Source organism: Rubripirellula obstinata (genome assembly GCF_001642955.1).
Classification (GTDB): Bacteria; Planctomycetota; Planctomycetia; order Pirellulales; family Pirellulaceae; genus Rubripirellula; species Rubripirellula obstinata.
Genome location: NZ_LWSK01000010.1, coordinates 63,462 through 84,745 on the forward strand (window position 1 = coordinate 63,462; position 21,284 = coordinate 84,745).

Below are 21,284 nucleotides of genomic sequence, written 5' to 3' on the forward strand. Positions count from 1 at the left end.
TTCTAATTTGCCCTCGCTCCGCCGTCATTCGGGCCACCTGAATTCACCGTTTCAGGCGGCGGTGGCGGGACTGAACCCACGGGAGGAACCGCAGCCGGCGGCGGTACGGAGCTGCCTGCGTCGATGGGCTGAAGTTTGCCACTGGCATCCATCCGATTTCGCCCTGCAAAACGAACCAGACCCGGTGAAATTCGGAATGCAAATTCCTCCATCTGATGAAACAATTTTGCCAATCGGTTTTCAAGGTACAACGCCAAAATCGCCGCAGGAATGGCAACCACCAATCCCGCAAGCGTTGTCACCAGCGCCGTATAAATGCCTTCGGAAAGTTGTTCGCTGCGACTGCGGTCAGCGGTCAAAGTTGTCGATTCATGGAACGCAACAATCATTCCCCAAACCGTTCCCAACAATCCCATCAGCGGTGTTGCCGCAGCGGCAAGAGTCAACCAACGAATCGGCGCGGCTTGGGTGTCGGCTTCGCGTTCCAGGGCATCCGTTGCGGCGCGTTCGATATCGGCGAGCGGTTGACCGGTCCGTTCCAGCATGGCAACGACGACCCGCGAAAGCGGCGACGGTGATTCCTGGCAACTTCGCATCGCGACCGAAGGATTGAACCGGTCAATGGGCTGGGTCAATGCGGTTAGGTCGTCTACCAACGGTTCCGGAAGCAGCTTGCTTCGCCGGAGGCTTAGCGATCGCTCGACGGCAAGTGCAACCACCAACAGACTCATAATGCCAATGGGAATCATGAACGCGCCGCCGCGAGTGATCAACGTCAACAGATCAATCCCCGACGGCTGCGGTGCCTGCGGTTCCATCGCCGGCTCGTCCGTCATGATGGATTGAATCTCATCCACGTCGACGACTTCAGGATTCGCGTTGTCGCCAGCTTCCTGGGCCGCTACGGTGCTAACGGCTGATATTCCCAAAACAATTGCTATCGCCAGAGCAGAGAATGAAAACTGGTTGCTGCGTCGCCTTTGCCAAGCAATCGGCCTGAGCATGGAAAGGATACCACCGGCAAACTTGCGTGGTTGCGAGATCATTTTCTTTTCCAACGGTGACTCATTCGTGGTGAAGTTTTTCATTACGGTTTCAACGCCTCCATGCGAGTTTTAGCTTGCACGGCGAGTTCGTGGTCGGCATGTTTTTCAATAACGTAGGCATAAAAGTCGCGGCTAATTTTAGCGGCCTTCTTGCGACTTGCTTCAGTCTTGGCTGACTGCATCAACAACTCGCTGCATCGTCCCGCTTCAAACCCGCTTTTGGCCTGCCAGTTCTTGACTGATGCAGGGGCCTTGTCAGCACCAAAGCCAAACATCACTCGTTGAAATTCCAGGATCGCTTTGTCGAACGCACGTTCGGCAAAATGAATCTCGCCCATCATGAATCGAGCGCGAGCGGCCAAGGATGTTCGATAGTTGTTGGCAACTTCGCCAAAGAACTTTAGTGCTTTCTCTCGGTCGTTTTTCTGTTGATAGGCGAAGCCTGTTTCGTAGAAAACTTGGGGCAGATAATCCGATGCTGGAAAGCGTTGCCTTAGTTCGTCGTACCAGGACAAAGCTTGGTCCCACTGGCTCAATTGAGCTGCACTCTGGCCGCCATGCAGCATTACCAATTCGCGTGCTTGGCGTTCGGCCGCATTTCGCACTGATTTGGCGGTGTCATTGTTGGATTGAATGACTTGGCGACACTTTGCGTAGGCTTCGAGTGATTTTGCATAGTCGCCACGCTTAAAACGACTTTCGGCAACCATCATCGACGCATCAAACGCCAACCCGCTTTCGGGGAAAAGTTGTGCCTGTTCGCTGAAAGCTTTTTCGGCCTGTTCAAAATCGCCATTCTTAAAGTGCGCCCAGCCGAGCCGGTAAAGCGACTTCTCTTTGACATCCGGATCGGTCGTTTTGTTGGCTGAAATAGCGAACTGCTCAGCCGCCTTGCCCCAATCCTTGCTGCGGTAATGTTGTTGGCCGACAAAGTAGGCAGCTTCGCTAGCCAAAGTCGTCTCGGGATACTTGGTGGCCAGCGATTCAAATTGTTTCATCGCTTCCTCTTGCTTGCCGCTGTCCTGCATTGCCCAACCGAGTTCGTAAATGACTTTGTCCATCGCTGGATAGTCTGGGACTTCGCGAACGATTCTTTGCAACTTGGTCGCCGCGTCTTGGGCTTCAGATTGCTCGCTATCGATCAAAGCCAATTCATACAGAGCATGGCCGAGGTTCACGCCTGTTGGCTTGCGGTCCAGGTAGGCATTCAAGTCTTCTCGAGCTTCGTCGTACTGCTTCAAATTGCGTCGCGCGATGCCTCGCGACAATTCGCTATCGCGGGCAAGCGGATGATTTGAAAATTGATCCATCATTCGATCGAGCGACTTTGCAGCATCCGCGTACTGGCCCTTTTGGATCTGCGCAAACCCGATGCCGTACTGTGCATAGGGATGCAGTCCAGGGTCTTGGTCCGAGCTGAGGATTTGCTGGTGAAGCGTGATGGCTTGATCGTGGTCGCCGCCCGCGGAGGCGAGTTCGGCGAGCTTGAATCTTGCTTGGTCAGCCATTCGCGACTTTGGCGATTGAGCGATGATCGCCTTCCAAATTTTTTCAGCCTGATCTTGATCGCCCGACGCAACCAAGGCTTGGCCCTGCAACAGTTTCGCTTCGCCCGCTCGCGGCCCGCCAGGGTTTGCATTGTGAGCGGCGACGAAAGCAGTAACCGCCTTTTCAGGGTTACTGTTCATCATGTGAGTCTGTCCGGCCAACAAATTCGCTTCGGCTTTTTGATTCGGCTCGGTCAGGCTGGGCAGTTCACGATCGATCAGTTCAACCGCAGCGTCAAAGTCACGGCTTGCCGTCATCGCCGCGGCGGCTCGCAACACCCAGACTGGCCGTCCGGGGTTGGATGGTTTGGAATCGCTCAACAATTCCTGATAAACGCTCGCCGCCTTTTCCGCATCGCCCGTAGCAAGCAGCGATTCAGCGGCAACAAATTTCACGTCGCTGACCAGGACATCGTTCGGGAACTTGGCAAGGAATTCGTTGGCGAGTTCGAGCGAGCGTTTTGTTTTGCCAACTTGGAGTCCCGAAAACGCGGCGTTATAGAGTGCTCGTGCGGCCAAGTCATCGTCGGGCGATTCGCGGTAGGCATTCTCGAATTGTTCCATCGACTGATCGACAGTGGCCGGATCCATCGACAACGCTTCGGCCAGATCAAGCTTCAAGTCCGTGACGAATTCCCCTTCGACTCCTTCGTCAATCCTCTCCGTTGCGATTTCCACTGCCGCTTTTAGATCGCCTTTTCCAATCGCGATTCGCGCCAGCCAGTGTGCTGATTCAGTGGCGGCGGCAACGTTCTTTTGTCCCAGGACCACTCGGAAAATTTCGGCTGCTTTGTCAATGTCACCGCTACGGTAAAGACTTTGTGCCGACGCCAGTGTCGCCGATGCTGCGTAGGGTGAATCGGGATAGTCGGCAGCCAGCTTGGCGTACTTCTCCGCTGCTAAGGCTGGTTTGTTGTCTTGGACGAGGGCGTAGGCTTGGCGGAAAATCGCGTAGGCGATGTTTTCGTCCGATGCAGCGTCTTCGGTTGCGGATGCTTCCGTTTCGTCGATCGCATTTTGGAATGACTCGACAGCCTTGTCGAACTCTTTACGCAGAATGTAAATGTCGCCGAGTCGCAAGCGAACGTCGATGGCGAGTGAGTTGTCAGCACACGCGTCCATTAACTGCTGATAAGACGCAAAGGCTTGGTCAAATTGATCAATTTCTTCCAACGCCACTCCACGCGCGTACAACGCATCACAACGCAGCGATGACTCTTTTGAATTCGCCAGCGAGAGCATGTCGTCGTAAAACTTGACGGCTCGCTTTGGATCGCCAAGTTTGTAGGCTGCTTCGCCGCTGTAAAAATAAGACCGGTCCAGAAACCGACTCTTGGGGCTTTCTTTGCGGAGTGACGCGTAGACTTGGATCACCTGTTCCAGCTTTTCGGAATCAACATTGCCGTCGCTTCCGGACGCGTACAGACACCAGCCTTGGTTGGCGAGACTTTCCTCGCGCAGGTCGTAGGTCTTGTCCTTCAGCGCCTTCGCAAATGCCTCGGCGGCCTTGTCGTAATCGGGGGCTTCCTGTTGCATGTAGCAGACGCCCAGATAGTGGGCTGCTTTGGATGCCATCGGATGATCGGGATACTGATCCAGGAAATCGTTCCACCCTTTGACGGCCAGTTCGATTGCTCCGCCGGTTTGGAAGTTCGCGGCGTCCGCGTATGCCGCCATCGATGCTTCGCTTGCTTCTTCACTGAGTTGGTCAAGCTTGGCGGTGTCCTGCGCAACGATACCAGTCGGTGCTGTCGCAGCGATCGCGACAACAATCGACAAACCGAGCACGCGAAGAGAATGCTGATTAAATGAGCAAAGTTTGCCAAACACCAAAACTGTCCTGGGAATAAATCTGTGGAAGAGCTTGCCAAAAGTAGGCTCCGTGGCAGCCGTTTTCCGTTGAGGCATGCCCGGCATAAGTTTAACGGTGGTGGCAAAGAATCGATAGTTCGCCGTACTTCCCCCCTACCCTGCCCGATCGGGCGAACCCGACTGATCATTTTTCCGTACCCAAACGAAGTATTGGCTTCGCAACACCGTTTCATCGGTTTGAGTGCTCGACCACCCGATGGCTGATTTAGTCGTCGATTATCGCATGAAACTGCACTAAACTGCTTCAAACTTTGGCTTTGACCTTCTTCTCCTCTTTCGATTGCTTTGACCCACGTGTCTTCAACCACCTGCCTCATCACCGGCGGTGCCGGGTTCATCGGCTCGCACCTCGCCCATTCGCTGCTAGAACAAGGATTGAAAGTTATCGTCGTCGATGACCTTTCTACCGGTCAGGCAAAAAATTTGGCCTCGATCATTGATCATCCGGGGCTGGAATACATCGAGGGCACGGTCGAAGACGAAACTTTGGTCGCCGATGTCGTCGATCGTGCGGACCGCGTTTACCATTTAGCCGCTGCCGTGGGGGTGGCCTTGATCGCCAAACAGCCCATTCAAACGATCGAGCGAAACATCTATCCGACGCAGTTGATATTGAATCGACTTGGCAAGCGAGCCGATCGTGGCGAAAAGGTGCCGTGCTTTCTGGCCAGCACCAGTGAAGTCTACGGTAAGAATCCCAAAGACGTTTGGTGCGAAGAAGACGACTTGGTCTTTGGTGCGACAACGAAGCCGCGTTGGAGTTATGGCGTGTCCAAAGCAATCGATGAATTTCTTGGTCTAGCGTTCTACAAAGAACACGGAGTGCCGGTGGTGGTTGGCCGCTTTTTCAACGTCGTCGGGCCTCGCCAAACCGGTGCCTACGGCATGGTGCTGCCCCGGTTCGTTGAATCCGCGATCGCTGGTGGTCCGCTAACCGTTCACGACGACGGTGAACAAGTCAGATGTTTCGCTCACGTGGATGACGTCATCGGTGCCGTCGTCAAACTAATGGAAACGCCTGACGCAGCGGGCCGTGTCTACAACATTGGCAGCGACACGCCTGTGTCGATTTTAGAGCTCGCAAAGTTGGTCGTTGATCGTGTCAACCCAGACGCCGAGATCAAGTTTCAAAGTTACCGCGACGCCTACGACGATTCGTTCGAGGACATCCGCCGCCGCGTCCCAGATTTGTCCCGGATCCGCGAAGCAATCGGATACAAAGCGACAAAAGATCTACCCGCGATCATTGACTCGGTCGCTGAGTATGCGAAAAAGTAACGGAGTGGGCTAAAACGGAGCGGGCTGGTAACGAAGAGTTGGGCAAAACGATGAGGGGGCAAAACGATGGTGCGCAGCCTGCTGGTTGAAGCTCATTATGCTGACCGCGCACTATCGTTTTTCCCCTTCATCGTTTTGCCCGAAAACCGGCGGACCACCAAGACAGATTGGTAGTCGATTTGGCGATTGCCTAAACCTCGACGACTTGAACGCTCACCTCCATGCCTTTGAAAGCGTTCGATGGCCCCGACCAGGAACCCTTCAACGGAGCCGCTTGTTCTTGTTCCCGTGATACACCGACGGCGATGTGTTCCGCTCCGACGCGTTTGTTGTTGGTCGGATCGAATCCGTGCCAACCTGCTCCGGGGACGTAGATTTCGGTCCAGGCGTGCGTCGCCCCATGCTGACCTTCGCTCATTTGGATGTAGCCCGTGACAAACCTGGCTCCGAAGCCCCAGAACCTGGCCGCTTCCATCATCAAGACCGCGTAGTCGCGGCACGAACCGCTGCCCAGTGAAATCGTTTCGTGCGGCAATTGAACGCCATGGTCAAATCGCATCGTGTACTTTAACGAGTCGAAGATGTGGGTGTTCAAACGGTTCAACAGATCAAACGTTTCCACCGACTGACCTGGTTGGTACAAGTCAGACAGCCAACGATGCAGTTCCGGTCCTTCATATGGATAGCTGGGGATCCGGTAGGGGACCAATGAAACTTGTTCCTCCGGCGAATACTGAAACGGGTAGTGCTTGGCCGACGGATCGATCAAGCATTCAAATGGAATGTCATCGTTCAATTCGACATCGATTTCCGTCAGCAATCGCAAACGCGTCGCGGGCTGTTCAAAGTCAATGATCGCGACCGAATTGTTTTCGATATCATCCCGCCATCGAACCGATGCACTGGGTTCCAGTTCAACGTTTGATTTAACGATCCGTACGTTATGCCCCTCGCGAGGACGCATCATCGCGTAGTGGGTTCCAAAGCTGACCGGCTGGAAATAGTTGTACTGAGTCAGATGAATGATGCGTAAGGTTTTGGTGTTGGTCATGAACTTGATTGTAGGAAAGCGAATGGGTGAATTGGAGGGAGGCTGTACGAAACAGATGACAAACTAGCATTAATCGAAATCGTTTTGATCCGAGTTTTGTTCATCACGACGTCGCTGAAGCCGGGTGATTTTTCGGCGGATTACTTTCGCCTCAGTTTCAACTTCGGCGAGACGCCGCGAGAGTTTTTCAATCGCGCGTTCTGGGTTTTTGTATGCCAAGCGTTGAAACAAATCTAAGAAGATTAAAGCACGAAACGCTTTTACCGCCGTGCCTCGCAGTCGATAGACCCTGGCTAATTGGGTGACGTGTTTCAGCTTTAGCAGCCTCGACGCTCGAGTTGCACGTAACCACTGAAATGATCTTAAAAACGAAAAAATCGGCAGCGCGATGATCGCAAGATCGATCCAGTGTTTCTTGCAATAGGCAAGTTTTTTGTCTGCGACAGAAACCATCAAGATGAATTCAAACGCAAAAGCAAACCAGATGACGCCTGTTCCGATGTGCAGAACCAGTCTCAACCAGGTGTACTGAGCCACCTGTGCTTTCATGAAAAATTCGATGATCAGAACCGGCATGATCAACAGTGCGATCACAATCATGGGCAGGCTGAATCGTTTCTGCAGTCGTTTGCGAAGACGACGATTGGGTTGTCGCCAACCTAAACCAGGCAACCACAGTCGATGATTCATTTCGGGGCTGCGAGCACACATGCGTAGCGATGGGCAGACGCAAAACAGCAGGCTGAATCCATGGAATCTTCGCATTGATGCATTCCAGGGACGTGTTGTCCAATGACAGACCGCCTCGAATATGACGATCACCCAGACAACCAGCATCACCATGGAAGTAACGCGAGCGATGCGTTGGTCGATGACGTCTTTCTTAATCAAACGCCGAACCTGATCGGCTTCCGGGCTGGCCGGGTCGATCGCAACGAGTGCATTTTCGCTGAGGTTGGGAACGTCAACCCAGATGACGACCAAGACCGCCTGGCAGATCAAGAATACCAACGCAACCGTGAACATCACGGGAGCCGCTCTGGCCGCGATCCAATAGCGAACGTCGTTTCGGTGAAGTCGGTTCATCCTACTTCTCACGGCCGAAACGGTTGGATCACCAGGCGTAGATCAAGAATTTAATTTCGCTACTTTGCACCGACGTAAGCCATTCGCAGCGCATGCATGGCTTCGGATAGCATCTGCTTTTCATCGTCGGTCAGGTTGCCCTTGGTTTTTTCGCCAAGCATTTCCAGCGTGTCGATCGAGTGTTTGGCGTAAGGTTTGTTGACGGTCGTTTCGCCGGTGTTCGGGTCCGGCATGTGACCAAGCATCGACATCGCTTGAGTGAACATCATCGAAATCAAGACTTCAAAGGAAGCCGGTGGAGGTGCCGGATATTCACGGCCCACGGCGACCTGCGGATCGGCATCATCTTCGGCCGGTGCCGCTGCAGATGTTTCCGCTGCAGAGGTTTCCGGCGCAGATACCGCTTCGTCGGGCGACGTGTTTCCTGCCGCGGCTGCTCGCTCTTTTTCGACTTGTTCTTTCCAGTCGGAATCGACAACGATCTTTGGTTCTTGTTCTTCGCTCATCAGTTCACTCTTTCTTGGAATCTGGTGTTCGTGGCATAGACTTCCAACCCGTGTTTGCAACCAACACATGCTGGAAGCCGATGCCACATTTTAATGCTTAACCCTGTTTAATGCTTAGCCCTGCTTAATACTTAGCCCTGGGAAACGGCTGGTTGGTCGCTGGCCTTGCGTAGTTTTTGACGCGTGATCGCGGCTTCGACAAAACCTGAAAACAGCGGATGTGCCTTCAAAGGCTTGCTCTTAAATTCAGGGTGATACTGGACCGCGACAAACCAAGGATGCTCGGGCACTTCAACAATTTCAACCAGACCGCCATCGGGGCTGGTGCCCGCGAAACGCATTCCGTTGGCTTCGTATTGGCCGCGGAATTGGTTGTTGAATTCGTAACGGTGGCGGTGACGTTCATCGACGTCTTCGCAACCGTACGCCTTGCCCGACAAACTGTGTCGATCCAGTTTGGTGGGCTGAGTTCCCAACCGCATCGTGCCGCCCATTTGCGTTACGTTTTGCTGTTCGTCTAGCAAGCAGATCACCGGATGCGGCGAATCTTTATCGAACTCGCTACTGTGGGCTCCGTCCAGGCCAATCACATGGCGGCCGTATTCGATTACGGCACACTGCATTCCCAAACAGATGCCAAAGAACGGAATGCCACGCTCGCGAGCAAACTTGATCGCCTGCACTTTGCCTTCGATCCCGCGTTCGCCAAAACCACCCGGTACCAGGATGCCGTGATAACCACTCAGCAGACGTTCCGCACCTTCGCGTTCGATATCGGCACTTTGAATGCGGCCAATTCGCACCTGGGCCTGATGCCCCATCCCCGCATGATCGATCGCTTCGTAAATCGACTTGTAAGCGTCCTTGTGTTCGGCGTACTTGCCGACGACCGCGATCGAAATCTCATGCTTGGGATTGCGCAGTCGATGCAGTAGTTCTGTCCATGGCGTGATGTCCAGACTCTTGGCGTTACTTAGTCCAAGTCGCTGGACCACCAAATCATCGAGTTTGTTATCCACCAGAGAGATCGGTACTTCGTAAATCGAAAAGTCTTTGTCTTTTTCCTCGATGACGGCATCGACCGGAACGTTGCAGAACGATGCGATTTTTTCTCGGTCTTCTCGGCTGATTGAATGTTCGCAGCGACAGACCAAGATGTCGGGCTGGATACCGATTTTGCGAAGTTCCCCGACGCTGTGCTGAGTCGGTTTGGTTTTCAGTTCGTCGGCAGCTTTTAGGTACGGCACCAACGTCAGGTGCATGTACAGCACGTTTTCGCGGCCAACGTCGAGCGAGAATTGTCGGATCGCTTCCAGAAAGGGAAGGCTTTCGATGTCGCCGACGGTGCCACCAATTTCGGTAATCACAACATCGACATCGTCGCCGCCCATCCGCTTGACGGCAGACTTGATTTCGTTGGTGATGTGAGGAATGACTTGGACTGTTTTGCCCAGGTAAGTTCCCTTGCGTTCTTTTTCGATCACGGACAGATAAATCTGTCCGGTCGTATAATTGCAGTCGCGGGTCAATTCGCCCGAGGTGAACCGTTCATAGTGCCCGAGGTCCAGATCCGTTTCCGACCCGTCGTCCAGGACGTACACCTCACCGTGTTGGTAGGGCGACATCGTGCCGGGATCGACATTGATGTACGGATCCAGTTTCTGCATGCGGACGCGTAAACCCCGCTGTTCCAGCAGCATTCCCATCGACGCGCTGGTCAGTCCCTTGCCAAGTGAGCTAACCACGCCGCCGGTTACAAAGATGTGTTTTGTCATGGAATCGAATGATAACAAGACAAGGCGATTGCGAAAGGGTAACCACGGATGGCTTTCGCGGGACCACGGATGTTTTGTGGGAAATTAGATCGGATTTAGGAGGGGGTGGTTTTTGCAAGTGCAATGAATTCGGCTTTGGTTTTTCCGAAGTTAACGGCGATGCCCCAGGGGATGTTCAACGCGTGCATGAAGGATCTTGCTCGGTCGACGTTGAAATGGTTGTCGTCGAAAAGAGACGTGTAAGTGATCAGGATTTGGTTTTCGATGACAAGGCAATCTAGTTTGCAGGGGTTCAGTTGCGTTGTTTGGTAAGAGTTTTTTGCAAGTGGAGCTTGGGTAAAACGCAGGCCCATTGCGCTGATAGCGGCGGGCAGCAAGTGATCCATGACCCGTTTGCTGTATCCCGTGGTGTGCTCTCGATAAATCATCTGTAACGCTGCACGCAGTCGGCGACCGGTGCTTTGTTCTCGTCCGGTGATCTTGCCTTTCCAAGAGCTCCAGTCCTGAAGCAGTTGGGGGCTGCCGGCGGAGTAGGCAACCCTTTCGACCAAGACTCTTCCCAAGCCCATGTTTACCAACAAACCCAACCGGTCGCCACGAAATTTCAAATAGTCGATCAGTTGAGCAAACTCGCTCGGATGAAACTGCCGAGCAACCGACTTCAGTTCAATCGTAATCGCGTCCCACGCCACCAGATCGGGAAACATGCAATAGACCTGTTGTCCGCCCAGAGTCAGCCAGTGGGGAGGCTTGCTGTGGATTGGCATGTCGGTATTAGCCGCCCATTGCAAAATCGCTTGGTGATAAGGCTCTTCGACCCGCCCGATCCCAACTTCGTTTTGAACATCAAAAAAACAACGTCGCAAAAGATGCGATTGCTTCTCCATCACAAGTGCCATCAATCACTCCCCTATCCCTCACCACAAAATCCGTGGTCCCGCGAAAGCCATCCGTGGTTAATCAATCCTCACTGATCCGCTGTCGATCCGTTGTCGAAATGCTTCCAGGTCCTCCATCGTATCAATCCCTGGCGTGCCGCGTTGGATTTGTGTGACGACGATGCGTTTGCCGGCTTCCACGGCGCGCAACTGTTCCAGTTTTTCTGTTGTCTCCAGTAAACTGACTGGTTGGTCGGCAAACCACTGCAAGAAACTTCGCCGGTAGGCATACAGCCCGATGTGGTGCCAGAAAATCGGCGGCTCGCTGGCCAGCGATTCGGCGGTGATGCCTCCGCGAACATGTGGAACCACGGACCGGCTGAAGTAGACCGCGCGACCTGAACTGCTGCCGTCCATGCCCGCCATGACAATTTTGACGTTCGATGGATCTTCCAAAGTCGATAAGTCGCGAATCGCAACTCCGGCGGTCGCCAAGTCAGCGGTCGTGTCTTCGATCAAGCGTGCGGCGACCTTATCGATGACGGCCGGATCAATTTCGGGCTCGTCACCTTGAACGTTGACAAACACATCTTTGCCCGGCAGCGCCGCAGCGACTTCAGCAATCCGATCGGTGCCGCTGGCGCAGTCGACGCTGGTCATGATCCACTTCCCGCCAAACCGCTGGACTTCTTCAGCCAAGCGGTCGTCATCGACGGCAACGATCACATCATCGGTGCAGGAAGCTCTACAAGCCGCTTCATAAGTATGCTGTAAAACCGATTTCCCACCGGCGTGCCGAAGCAACTTTTCGGGCAGCCTAGACGACGCTAACCGAGCCGGAATGACGATTTGGCAGTAATCTTCTCGTTTGCTAATCATAAATCCGATTCTATGGCCTTAAGCAGTTCATTGCATTTCCTCTCATAGAAAAGGAAACGGAAGGAATGCAGCAACTGAAAATATGGCAGCCGGTGATAGCGAAATTGCCTCTATAGCTTCCCACGACGTCGGCAGGCGAAAGCGGCTCCTGCAAAACATAGCAACGCAAAAGAGCTGGGTTCTGGAATGGCCAACGCGGCGACAAAGTTCTCCGGCCTCTTCCCACCAACGAATCCGGCGGAGGTATCGTTCCAGGTAAGGCCGGCAGTTTGCCCGTCCGAGAGAAAATCAGTCTCAGTTGCGCTAACTACACCAGAAATCCCGACGGATGCAGGGATATATTGTCCAACGCCAAAGGGGTCTGAAAAGGACTCTGACAACTCGAAGAAACCAAATGTAAAGCCTTCGAAGTATAGATCACCCGATTCGTTGGCAACAATGCCAGGAGTGCCCGACGTAGAAAATGCAATACCATCTGAACCGAAGTCAGTATTGGGATTGCTAATGGAAAATGTGCCGTTGCCGTTGTTATCGTAACCAATCCCGAAGAGCGAGCGACCGAATTGTCCAAACGTTGATCCTAAGTTGGTGAAAAGCCTTGGGTCGTTGGCGACTACAGATCGCAGCATGTCTTCAACTGTCTTGTCACCATCCCAGCGATATCCCCAGACGAGTGCTTGGTCGGTTGATGATGCTCCATCAAAGTCGATAGCCAATGCGGCCTGATTCGCTCCACTGCCAGACCACAGCTTTATGTCACCGAAAGACTCTACAGGCGCGGCTATCGCTTGTTGAACCGTCAGGGTTAGTAAGAAAAGTACAAATGCTGAACAACGCATGGTGTGTGTTCCCAATCAAAAGTTGGAGGTTTCAAGTAAAGTGATTTGGTCTTGTCTGGGGCAGGTGTGAACTGCATAGTCAGTGTGATTCTTCAACCACTTCCATTCCCGCTCGAGTTAGCAGGCTGTTAAGTAGAGTTTGGTCAACGGAGTCGCTGTAAAAGCTCACATGGCCATCGCAGAAGCCAATCAATGCACCCGAGGGATGGGGGCTGCCAATGTCATTGCCGAGTCCGGACTCTGAATTGATTCCCGTTCGTTGTTCCTGGGCAAATACATTGTGCCCGTTTGCCCATTCATTTTCATTGACTCGTCTCAATTTGCTCTCGGCGATCATTGCGGTGTGTGAGAGTCCGTCAAAAATATCTGAATGCTTGCTGGCGATTTCAAAAAGCATCACCCCAAGCGAAGTGGAATTGAGAAAGTGCTGCGAATGAGTGTTGGTGATGCTTCGGCCAACACCTTCGACCCCGTAAAGCCCGCAGTAGTCGGTAAACGCCATTCCTTTGAACAGTCCAACAGGGGCATGCGTTGTTGGATCGGCTGTCGATGGGCAGAGAAACGTTGGGACGATTTGGGAACTCGCGGTCAGATTAGGTTCGACATAGCAAGGGAGTTTCAAATCGAACTGATCCCAAAGTCCAGCTTGTTCCAGGAAAGGCAGTATTTGAATATTCCAAGATAAATACCTGAGGGGTTGAAATGGTGTGCCAGGTTTTGGTGTTTCAAACTTGCAGCCGATGCATCCTGCCGGAAACTCTTTCTTCTGATTCTCGTGAAGGTGACAAGCCAAGGTGATCTGGCGCAGATGATTCGAGCAATCTGTTCGACGCGCCGCCTCGCGTGCCGCCTGAACCGCAGGTAAAAGCAACGCGACTAGCACACCGATGATGCTGATGACAACCAGTAATTCGATCAACGTAAATGCGGATCGTTCGGGATCGCGATTGTTCAATGTGGCACTCTGCACGCGCTAAGTCGTAAGGGCTACGAAGAGACCATCGGCCACCACAAATAAACATGAATCAATTGAATCTGAAACATGTGAAATCGTGCGGACTTTGGTGACTCGAGCTTCACGTCAGCCATAGGAACAGGTTTCGAGACTGGGCATTTCGAGCCCGGTGATCTCGCAACGTTCGCCCCAATCCGAGAGGGCACAACAACGTCTATTTCGTGGTAGGTCTTCTGACTCACTGCCGGACAACTTCCACCGCCTTCTCACTCGGGTAAACCAAGCAATGGCGACTTAGAAGGAAAGTTGAGTGAAGTGTTTTCGCAAAAACACTCCTGGCAGTTCACAGCGGCTGGACCGTCCCGGAATTTCACCGGAGTTCCCTGTTCACTCGTCGAATTTGTTTCCGACAAGTCACCACGAACGCTTGGAAGATTAGCCGCTGGTAGCGTCCCGTCAACCCATTACGAAATGAAAAAATGGGAATTGTTTTTTGGCTCGCTTTAACTGCAAAGTAGTTCTTTTAGGGCAATTCCTAATGCAGTTGCCGTGCCTGAACCGGGATCCGCAGCTTTGATTAGCTTGGGGCTTGCTTGGATGGGTCAGCGGCGACGCCGAAAAGGTCAGCCACATTCAGCACTGCGTCAGGTTTAGCAAGCGGTGAAAGTTCATCGCCTATGGTGATCGTCCGCTGCCAACCGTAGTGGTTGTCAGTGGCGATTTCTCGCATGACGTAGATGCAGCGGCCTTGAACATCAACGACCCAGTATTCGCCAATGCCAGCTTCGGCATAAAGGTCCGCTTTGGTGGTTCGGTCGGTTCGCAAACTGCTGTCGGCAACCTCGATCGCCAGTAGCGTGTCTTTTGCCGTTGGATGACCATCGAAGTATCGCTTGGCAGTGACCCAGAAAACATCGGGTTCAGGCCGGCTGCCTAAATCGGGTAGATCCATGCCCGTTTGCCCGCGAACCTGAATTTCTGACCGGTCGATCGACGCGCCGGACCATTCACGAAGGTATTCAATCAGGTCGTCGTGAATCGGGCCGGCTGGACTCATCGCAATGATCTCCCCGCGAATTAGTTCGACTTTGCGATTGAGTTCATCGAACGCACCGCGAGAAACCATCTGGTCGTATTCTTTCAACGAAAGATGAAGTGTTGTGCTCATGCTAACAATCTAACAGTTTGAGATCGTAAAATCAAAACGAAGTCAGTGATTTCCAATGAAGAATAAAGCGGAATTGGCCTTGAGCCGTTTCTACGATACTTCATGAATGATTCTAATCCCCCGCCCGATCGACTGGCTGATCTTGTTCGTGAACTCGAAGGCAGCACGCACGGCGGTCCTCGTCACGCCATGCTGTTCGACTCTTTGAAAACGGTCGTCCAGCACGATCCGCGGGCGGCGCTCGATGCGATCGAGACGCTGCCCACGTCGGCTCGATCGGTGCTGTTGATGATCGTTTCAGGGCTGGGCCGACAAATGCTGCCGATGATCCTGGATCGTCTTAGTCAACAAGATCCCGAACCGCGACGGGACGCCGCGATGGTGCTCTGCATTTGGGCGACTCGTGGACTGCTGTACGGTGGTGATCGAGATGCAATCCAGACCGCACATCAAGCAAGTGCAGCGAATCAGACCGACGATACAACTGACAAGTTTGTTCAGAATGCGCTGCAACAAATTCGCACGTAAGCCAGCCGAGCTAAGCGGGCCGCCCAACGCCGTGAAGACTTTCCAAATTGTTTAACCGCGTGGGCAACGCCCCACGCGTTCGGGACTGCACGACGCGCGGGGCGATGCCCACGCGGCTTAACGAACTGACGCGTGTTTTCTGAGACCAAAATTCTTCACGGCTTTGACTAGCACTCGTTGGACTGCATCGCCCAATCCGCTCTCAATTTCATTCTGTCAGCCCAAACCCGAATGGGAACAATGGATTGGTCTTTCCGTCATTGTGGTTGATCGGGAGCTGATCGATCGAGCGGGGCCACGTGAAAGAGAGTTTGCCGGTTGGCTTGTGGTCGCCGAACAGGATGTCGGTGACTCCCAGACCTTCCGTCCCTGGCAACCAAGCGGCAATGAAAGCGTCTGAGTTTTCAAGCGACTCGTTGATGATCATTGGTCGCCCGGAAAACAGCACGGTCACCGTGGGAGTTCCAGAGTCGTGAACCGTCTGCACGACGGCTTGGTTTTCGGCGGACAGTTCTAGCTCTTTGTTATCACCCTCGAACTCTGCGTAGGGCTGTTCGCCGATGACAATGATCGCTACATCGGCTCCTTCAGCTCCGGCACCATCGGCCGAAAATGTGACTTCGGTGTCAGGCCCCACTGACGATTTGATCGCATCTAAAACCGTTGTTCCGCCGCTGGTGACGTCGCCCGATTTCCCTTGCCAATCAATGGTCCATCCGCCGCATTGGATCCCCAAGTCATCCGCTGCTGCACCGGCGACATGAATCCGTTTCGCTGTCTTGTCCACTGGAAACGTGCCATCATTTTTTAGCAGCACAAGTGATTCGCGGACGGCTTGTCGTGCGACAGTGCGATGCTCTTCAGAGCCGAAATTTTGTTGCAGTTCTGGATTGGCTCGATAGTCATAATCATCAGCAAACAATCCCATTGCCGCCTTCACTTTTAGGATGCGTAACACCGCATCGTCGATTCGCGACATGGGTACGGTTCCTTCCTGGACCAACGCTTTCAGGTTGTCATAAAACTCGCGATAAGCCGTTGGCTCCATCGCCATGTCCATGCCCGCGTTGATTGAGATTCCGATCGCGGTTTTGAAGTCTGGGTCAACTTGTTTGATGGCTTCCCAGTCGGAGATGAGAAAACCTTCAAATCCAAACTCTTTCTTGAGGACATCAGTTAACAGGTACTTGTTGCCGGAGCATTTGAGGCCATTCCAACTGCTGTAGGAAGGCATGATGGTTAACGCACCCGCGGCAATCACTGGCGGGTAGGTCGATAGGTGAACACGTCGAAAGGTTTCTTCGTCAACCTTGGTGTCGCCTTGGTCCCATCCCCAGCCATTCTTTCCAGTGCCAGGAATCGTTCCGCCGTCTCCCGCGAAGTGTTTCGCACAACCCAGGACTGATGTTGGGTCAGAAACATTGTCTCCTTGAAGTCCTTTCAGTGAAGCAACGCCGAGACGGGCTACCAAATCCGGGTCTTCTGAAAATCCTTCGTAGGTGCGACCCCAACGCTCATCACGGGGAACGGTGACGCAGGGAGCGAACGTCCAATGGATACCGCTGGCCCGCATTTCCAACGCCGTCATTCGCCCAATTTCCTGGACCAAATCAGCATTGCCACTACATCCCAGTCCAATGTTGTGGGGAAAGACAACGGCTTCGAGCACATTGTTGTGTCCGTGGACCGCATCAATGCCGAACAGAATCGGAATGCCAAGCCGAGTTGAGACCGCGCGTTGTTGCAACGACTCGTAAAGCTGCGTCCAATTCTGAAGACTATTTCCCGCCGCCGGATCCGAGCCACCGCCACTGAGGATTGATCCGAGATGGTAGTCCGCCACATCCTTGGGGTCGACCAAGCCGGCTGTATCCGCCTGGATCATCTGACCAATTTTTTCATCGGTCGTCATTTTGGCAAGAATTGATCGAGCCACCGTGTCATGCTTTTGAAGCGGTAGTTCTTCCGCGACGAGAGGGCTGATCAAGAGGCAAGATGCAAATAGGAAAGCTGCTGACTGAAACAGTCTCATGGAGATGTACCGGGCGTTGAAGTTACGGGCTTTGAAGTTGCGGGCGTTGAAGTTGCGGGCGTAGTTCACCTATAAACACTAGGTGAATCTGATCAGAAAACAAGCGTCATTCATAGTGTTTGGCAAGTAACCATCAACAGGGCTGAAAATGCTATCCAGCACATCATGAATTCGACCGCAACGACCCCAGGTAACGAACGAACTCCGCAGCAAACGTTCTTGATTGAAGCGGCAATGATGCTGCATCGTTACGGGACTCCGTCGCACCGCTTGGAACGTTTGCTAAGTCAGGTCGCCACCTCGTTGGGGATTCATGGAGTATTCTTGTACACGCCGACCGCGCTGGTGATCTCGCTTGCCGCTCCCGATCGGCCAGAGCTTACGGTTGTCCGCCGAGTGGATGCCGGTGCGGTGGACGTCAACAAGCTGATTCAATTTGATCGCGTGCTCAGTCGGGTCGAGGGTGGCAAGATCAGTCCGCAAGCTGCAACGGATGAGCTTCACAAGATCGATCAATCCAAAGGACTGTACAATTGGCCGCTGTATTCGCTCGCTTGTTCGGTCGCCTGCATGTGTGTTGCGGTTTTCTTTGGCGGTGCGATCCATGAGATTGTCGTCTCGGGACTGATCGGATTGTTGGTGTCCGGGTTGGAGCTGTTTAATGAACGGCAGAAAATGGAATTGGGGTTGTTAGAACCGTTGGCCGGTTTGACCGCTGCAACGGGTTCGCTGTTGGTGGCTCACTATATCGTCCCGATCGACGATCAATTGACCACGCTGGCCGGTTTGATTGTTTTGATTCCCGGTTTGAAGCTAACCGTTGCAATGACTGAATTAGCGGTCGGTCACTTGTCAGCGGGCATGGCGCGTTTGGCCGGTGCGTTGGTATCGCTGGCGACCATGTTTGTCGGGGTTGCTTTGGTTTGGAAAGTTGCGGGGCACCTACCGCCAATCGTAGGTCCAACGATTGCGCCCGCGTTCTATTGGCGTTGGATCGCTTTGCTGATCGCGCCGGTCGCGTTCGCAATCGTCTTTCGCGCCGGGTTTCGGCAATGGCCTATCATCGCGATCGTTTCCATCCTTGGCGTGGTCGTCAGTTGGTTGATCGAACCGAGAATGGGGGTCGAGGTGGCGTCTTTCTTCGGAGCGTTAACGGTCGGCTGCACCAGCAATTTATACGCACGCATTCGTGATTTACCTGCACTAGTAACACAGACACCTGGAATGCTGATTTTAGTCCCAGGTTCTGTGGGTTACCGATCGCTTTCGGCGCTGTTGGAAAAGCAAACGATGGAAGGCATTCAGTTTGGCTTTGTGACGATCCTGATCGCGGCCAGTTTGGTCGGCGGCTTGTTAGTCTCCAACGCCATCGTCCCACCCAAGCGAATTTTGTGAGGCCGCATGCTGGCGATTTGTCTGCCGCAAAATTTGTTGGGCGCATCGATGGATGCTAAACGGTGATTGAGTTTTCGTGCGTTCTGTTCACCTTTGTGGCTATCGAGAAAACGCACTTGTTCACTGATAAGTTTTCACTGAGAAGTTTCCCCGAGAAGTTTTCACGAGAAGTTTCCCAGAGGATTTGGTGTTCAAGTCAAGCTTGGCTGTGGTCGCTGGCTAGGGTGATGCGAATGTCGTCGTAAGAGATCGTTCCGTCGAAGTGGTCGTAGATCGGTTTGAGCTTACCTTCGGCCGCCAGGTGCTTCTGTTGCAAAACGGCTTGTCGGTTTTCGTCGCTGACCCAAGCCGAGATGTCTGTGACTCGATCGTGAGCGATGAAATCAGCGAGGTAACCGGCTGTGGTCGATTTTGCACGACCGAGGGCTTTGGCGGCTGCTTCGATGGAATCGCCATTGCGAAATAAATCGAATGCCGCGAATGAATTGGAATTGGTGACGACCGTTGCGGTCGGTTTTGCGGCGGGCGGTACGACGTTGGTCGGTAGGTCGTGTTGTTGGCAGTACCGTTTGATGATACCGACGAAGGCTTCACCAAAGTCCTTGGCTTTTTGTTCGCCAACACCGCGAATTTTCAAAAATGCGTCCGCGTTATCGGGACGACGTCGAGCCATGTCACGCAGCGATGCATCGCCAAAGATCACGTACGCCGGCACGTTTCGAGCGGATGCCAATTCGCTTCGATGTCCGCGGATTTCGTCGAATAGTCCTCGGTCCACGCCCTCCCAAGAATCATCGACCGCTTGCCGCGAAGATCTTGATGACTTTGATGTCGGCTTGGTCAGTTTTGGGTCTCCGTCGCGTTTAAGCAATCGACGGCCTGTTTCGGATAGCGACAGTAAGTGATATTCACCGCTCCGAAGCAGGTATCCTTGCGCCACCAATTGGTCGATCCACATCCGTGCGCTGGCTTGTCCTTCATCAGCAAGCAGTCCGTAGGTGCTTAGCTTGTCGTGGCCAAATTGATGAATACGTTGATCTTTGGATCCGGCTAAGACTTTGGCGGTGTGCGCGGATCCGAATCGTTCGCCCTGCCGAATGACACAGGATAGGATCTTTTGGCTTAGCGTTATCGGATCGTCCACCAAGTCGAGTTCGCCCAAGCAAACGTCGCAGCTACCGCAGTTTTGGTGTTCGTACTTCTGTCCAAAGTATTCGACCAACGCCTTGTGTCGGCAGACTACGCTTCCACACAGGTTGGCCATGGCATCAAGCGATGCGATGGCAGCGTTGTTGCTGCCACCGCCTTCCATGATTCTTTTCCACGTGACGACATCGCCACCAGAATAGATCAGCACGCATTCGGATTCTAATCCGTCACGACCGGCCCGCCCGCTTTCTTGTTGGTAGTGTTCAATCGATTTGGGCATACCGGCGTGAACGACGTATCGCACGTCGGGTTTATCGATTCCCATGCCAAAGGCAACCGTAGCCACGATCACGTCGCACTCGTCTTTGATGAACGCATTTTGGTTTGACTTGCGTTGATGGTCATCCAGCCCAGCATGATACGCCAACGCCCTGCTTCCAGTTGCCCTGCCCCCCACTGCATTGATCGCGTTCGCGGTGCGTTCCACTTCTTTGCGGCTGATGCAGTAAACGATTCCGGATTCGCCCGGGTGTCGCCCGATGACTTCCATCACCTGCTGCAATCGTCCATCGCTCCGCAGCATCCGGTAGTTTAGGTTGGGGCGATCGAAATCGCCGACTAGAATTTTGGCTCCGCTTAGTCCTAGTTGCTGCGCGATGTCGTTGCGAACGTCTTCGGCGGCGGTGGCGGTATAGGCGTGAACGCTCGCCGATGGAAACAGTTCCTTCAGCGTCCGCAGGCCACGGTACTCGGGCCGGAAATCGTGGCCCCATGCGCTGATGCAGTGAGCTTCATCGATCGCAAAAAACGACACATGGTTTGACTGCAGGAAGTCCAGCGTGCGAGGCGAGAGTAAACGTTCAGGAGCCATGTACAGCAGCTTGATTTCGCCAGCCCGAATCCGCTCGGCGACACGACGTTTTTCGTCAGCCGTCTGCGTGCTGTTGGCAAACTCGGCTGCCACGCCACAAGCCTGCAAAGCGTCGACTTGATCCTTCATCAACGAGATCAATGGCGAAACCACGACCGCCATTCCGTCACAACACAAGGCGGGGGCTTGGAAACAAAGTGATTTTCCGCCACCGGTTGGCAGAACCGTCAGACTGTCTTGTTTGTCCAGCACGCAGCGAATCGAGTCTTCTTGAAGCGGACGAAATTGATCGTAGCCCCAAACGTCGCGAAAGACTTTTGTAACCTGTTGGATCAAGGTTGTCTCCGGTAAGTGCGGGTGGGTTTAGACGACGGGTACTGAGTACTGAGTACTGAGTACTGAGTACTGAGTACTGAGTACTGAGTACTG

16 protein-coding genes and 1 riboswitch are annotated in these 21,284 nt (G+C 53.4%); of the genes, 3 read left to right on the forward strand and 13 right to left on the reverse strand.

Annotated elements, in window-relative coordinates; translation table 11 throughout:
* Positions 1 to 2: 2 nt before the first annotated feature.
* Positions 3 to 1,088: a MotA/TolQ/ExbB proton channel family protein gene (locus RC85_RS05320; RefSeq protein WP_068259483.1), complete on the reverse strand. Its 1,086-nt coding sequence runs from the start codon at positions 1,086 to 1,088 to the stop codon at positions 3 to 5.
* On the reverse strand, positions 1,088 to 4,423 hold the full coding sequence (locus RC85_RS05325) for a tetratricopeptide repeat protein (RefSeq protein ID WP_160148134.1): 3,336 nt from the start codon (positions 4,421 to 4,423) through the stop codon (positions 1,088 to 1,090). The genes RC85_RS05320 and RC85_RS05325 overlap by 1 nt, the downstream gene beginning before the upstream one ends.
* Before the next feature lie 336 nt (positions 4,424 to 4,759).
* Here RC85_RS05325 and RC85_RS05330 point away from each other — a divergent pair, with 336 nt between their 5' ends.
* Entirely contained in the window at positions 4,760 to 5,743 is a 984-nt protein-coding gene (locus RC85_RS05330; protein WP_068259485.1) for an NAD-dependent epimerase/dehydratase family protein, read from the forward strand.
* A gap of 190 nt (positions 5,744 to 5,933) precedes the next feature.
* Here RC85_RS05330 and RC85_RS05335 read toward each other — a convergent pair whose 3' ends face one another.
* The 9 genes from RC85_RS05335 to RC85_RS05375 form a co-directional block, all read right to left on the reverse strand.
* A complete protein-coding gene (locus tag RC85_RS05335; protein WP_068259487.1) occupies positions 5,934 to 6,794 on the reverse strand; it encodes a transglutaminase family protein in 861 nt (286 codons plus the stop codon).
* 69 nt (positions 6,795 to 6,863) lie between these two features.
* Positions 6,864 to 7,880 carry a potassium channel protein gene (locus tag RC85_RS05340; protein WP_068259490.1) on the reverse strand — a complete coding sequence of 339 codons (1,017 nt, stop codon included), beginning with the start codon at positions 7,878 to 7,880 and terminating at the stop codon, positions 6,864 to 6,866.
* Positions 7,881 to 7,939: 59 nt separating this feature from the next.
* Positions 7,940 to 8,386, reverse strand: a complete 447-nt coding sequence (locus tag RC85_RS05345; protein WP_235033305.1) for a DUF1844 domain-containing protein — start codon at positions 8,384 to 8,386, stop codon at positions 7,940 to 7,942.
* Between the two features lie 131 nt (positions 8,387 to 8,517).
* Positions 8,518 to 10,161 (reverse strand): CTP synthase, encoded by a 1,644-nt coding sequence (locus tag RC85_RS05350; RefSeq protein WP_068259496.1) that lies wholly within the window; start codon positions 10,159 to 10,161, stop codon positions 8,518 to 8,520.
* Between the two features lie 95 nt (positions 10,162 to 10,256).
* Entirely contained in the window at positions 10,257 to 11,060 is an 804-nt protein-coding gene (locus tag RC85_RS05355) for a GxxExxY protein (protein ID WP_068259498.1), read from the reverse strand.
* A 57-nt stretch (positions 11,061 to 11,117) separates the two neighbouring features.
* Positions 11,118 to 11,918 (reverse strand): 3-deoxy-manno-octulosonate cytidylyltransferase, encoded by an 801-nt coding sequence (kdsB, locus tag RC85_RS05360; protein ID WP_068259501.1) that lies wholly within the window; start codon positions 11,916 to 11,918, stop codon positions 11,118 to 11,120.
* A 110-nt stretch (positions 11,919 to 12,028) separates the two neighbouring features.
* Positions 12,029 to 12,757 (reverse strand): PEP-CTERM sorting domain-containing protein, encoded by a 729-nt coding sequence (locus tag RC85_RS05365; protein ID WP_068259507.1) that lies wholly within the window; start codon positions 12,755 to 12,757, stop codon positions 12,029 to 12,031.
* Between the two features lie 79 nt (positions 12,758 to 12,836).
* Positions 12,837 to 13,727 carry a DUF1559 domain-containing protein gene (locus RC85_RS05370; RefSeq protein WP_068259509.1) on the reverse strand — a complete coding sequence of 297 codons (891 nt, stop codon included), beginning with the start codon at positions 13,725 to 13,727 and terminating at the stop codon, positions 12,837 to 12,839.
* 191 nt (positions 13,728 to 13,918) lie between these two features.
* A riboswitch (cobalamin riboswitch) is annotated at positions 13,919 to 14,149 on the reverse strand.
* Positions 14,150 to 14,289: 140 nt separating this feature from the next.
* A complete protein-coding gene (locus RC85_RS05375; RefSeq protein ID WP_068259511.1) occupies positions 14,290 to 14,880 on the reverse strand; it encodes a Uma2 family endonuclease in 591 nt (196 codons plus the stop codon).
* A gap of 102 nt (positions 14,881 to 14,982) precedes the next feature.
* Between RC85_RS05375 and RC85_RS05380 the strand changes: the two genes are divergently transcribed.
* Positions 14,983 to 15,408: a hypothetical protein gene (locus tag RC85_RS05380; RefSeq protein WP_068259512.1), complete on the forward strand. Its 426-nt coding sequence runs from the start codon at positions 14,983 to 14,985 to the stop codon at positions 15,406 to 15,408.
* A 208-nt stretch (positions 15,409 to 15,616) separates the two neighbouring features.
* Here RC85_RS05380 and RC85_RS05385 read toward each other — a convergent pair whose 3' ends face one another.
* On the reverse strand, positions 15,617 to 17,344 hold the full coding sequence (locus RC85_RS05385) for a glycoside hydrolase family 3 protein (RefSeq protein ID WP_202907962.1): 1,728 nt from the start codon (positions 17,342 to 17,344) through the stop codon (positions 15,617 to 15,619).
* 261 nt (positions 17,345 to 17,605) lie between these two features.
* Between RC85_RS05385 and RC85_RS05390 the strand changes: the two genes are divergently transcribed.
* Positions 17,606 to 18,835 (forward strand): threonine/serine exporter family protein, encoded by a 1,230-nt coding sequence (locus RC85_RS05390; RefSeq protein ID WP_068259514.1) that lies wholly within the window; start codon positions 17,606 to 17,608, stop codon positions 18,833 to 18,835.
* Between the two features lie 196 nt (positions 18,836 to 19,031).
* Here RC85_RS05390 and recQ read toward each other — a convergent pair whose 3' ends face one another.
* Positions 19,032 to 21,191 (reverse strand): DNA helicase RecQ, encoded by a 2,160-nt coding sequence (gene recQ / locus RC85_RS05395; RefSeq protein ID WP_149752791.1) that lies wholly within the window; start codon positions 21,189 to 21,191, stop codon positions 19,032 to 19,034.
* Positions 21,192 to 21,284 lie beyond the last annotated feature (93 nt).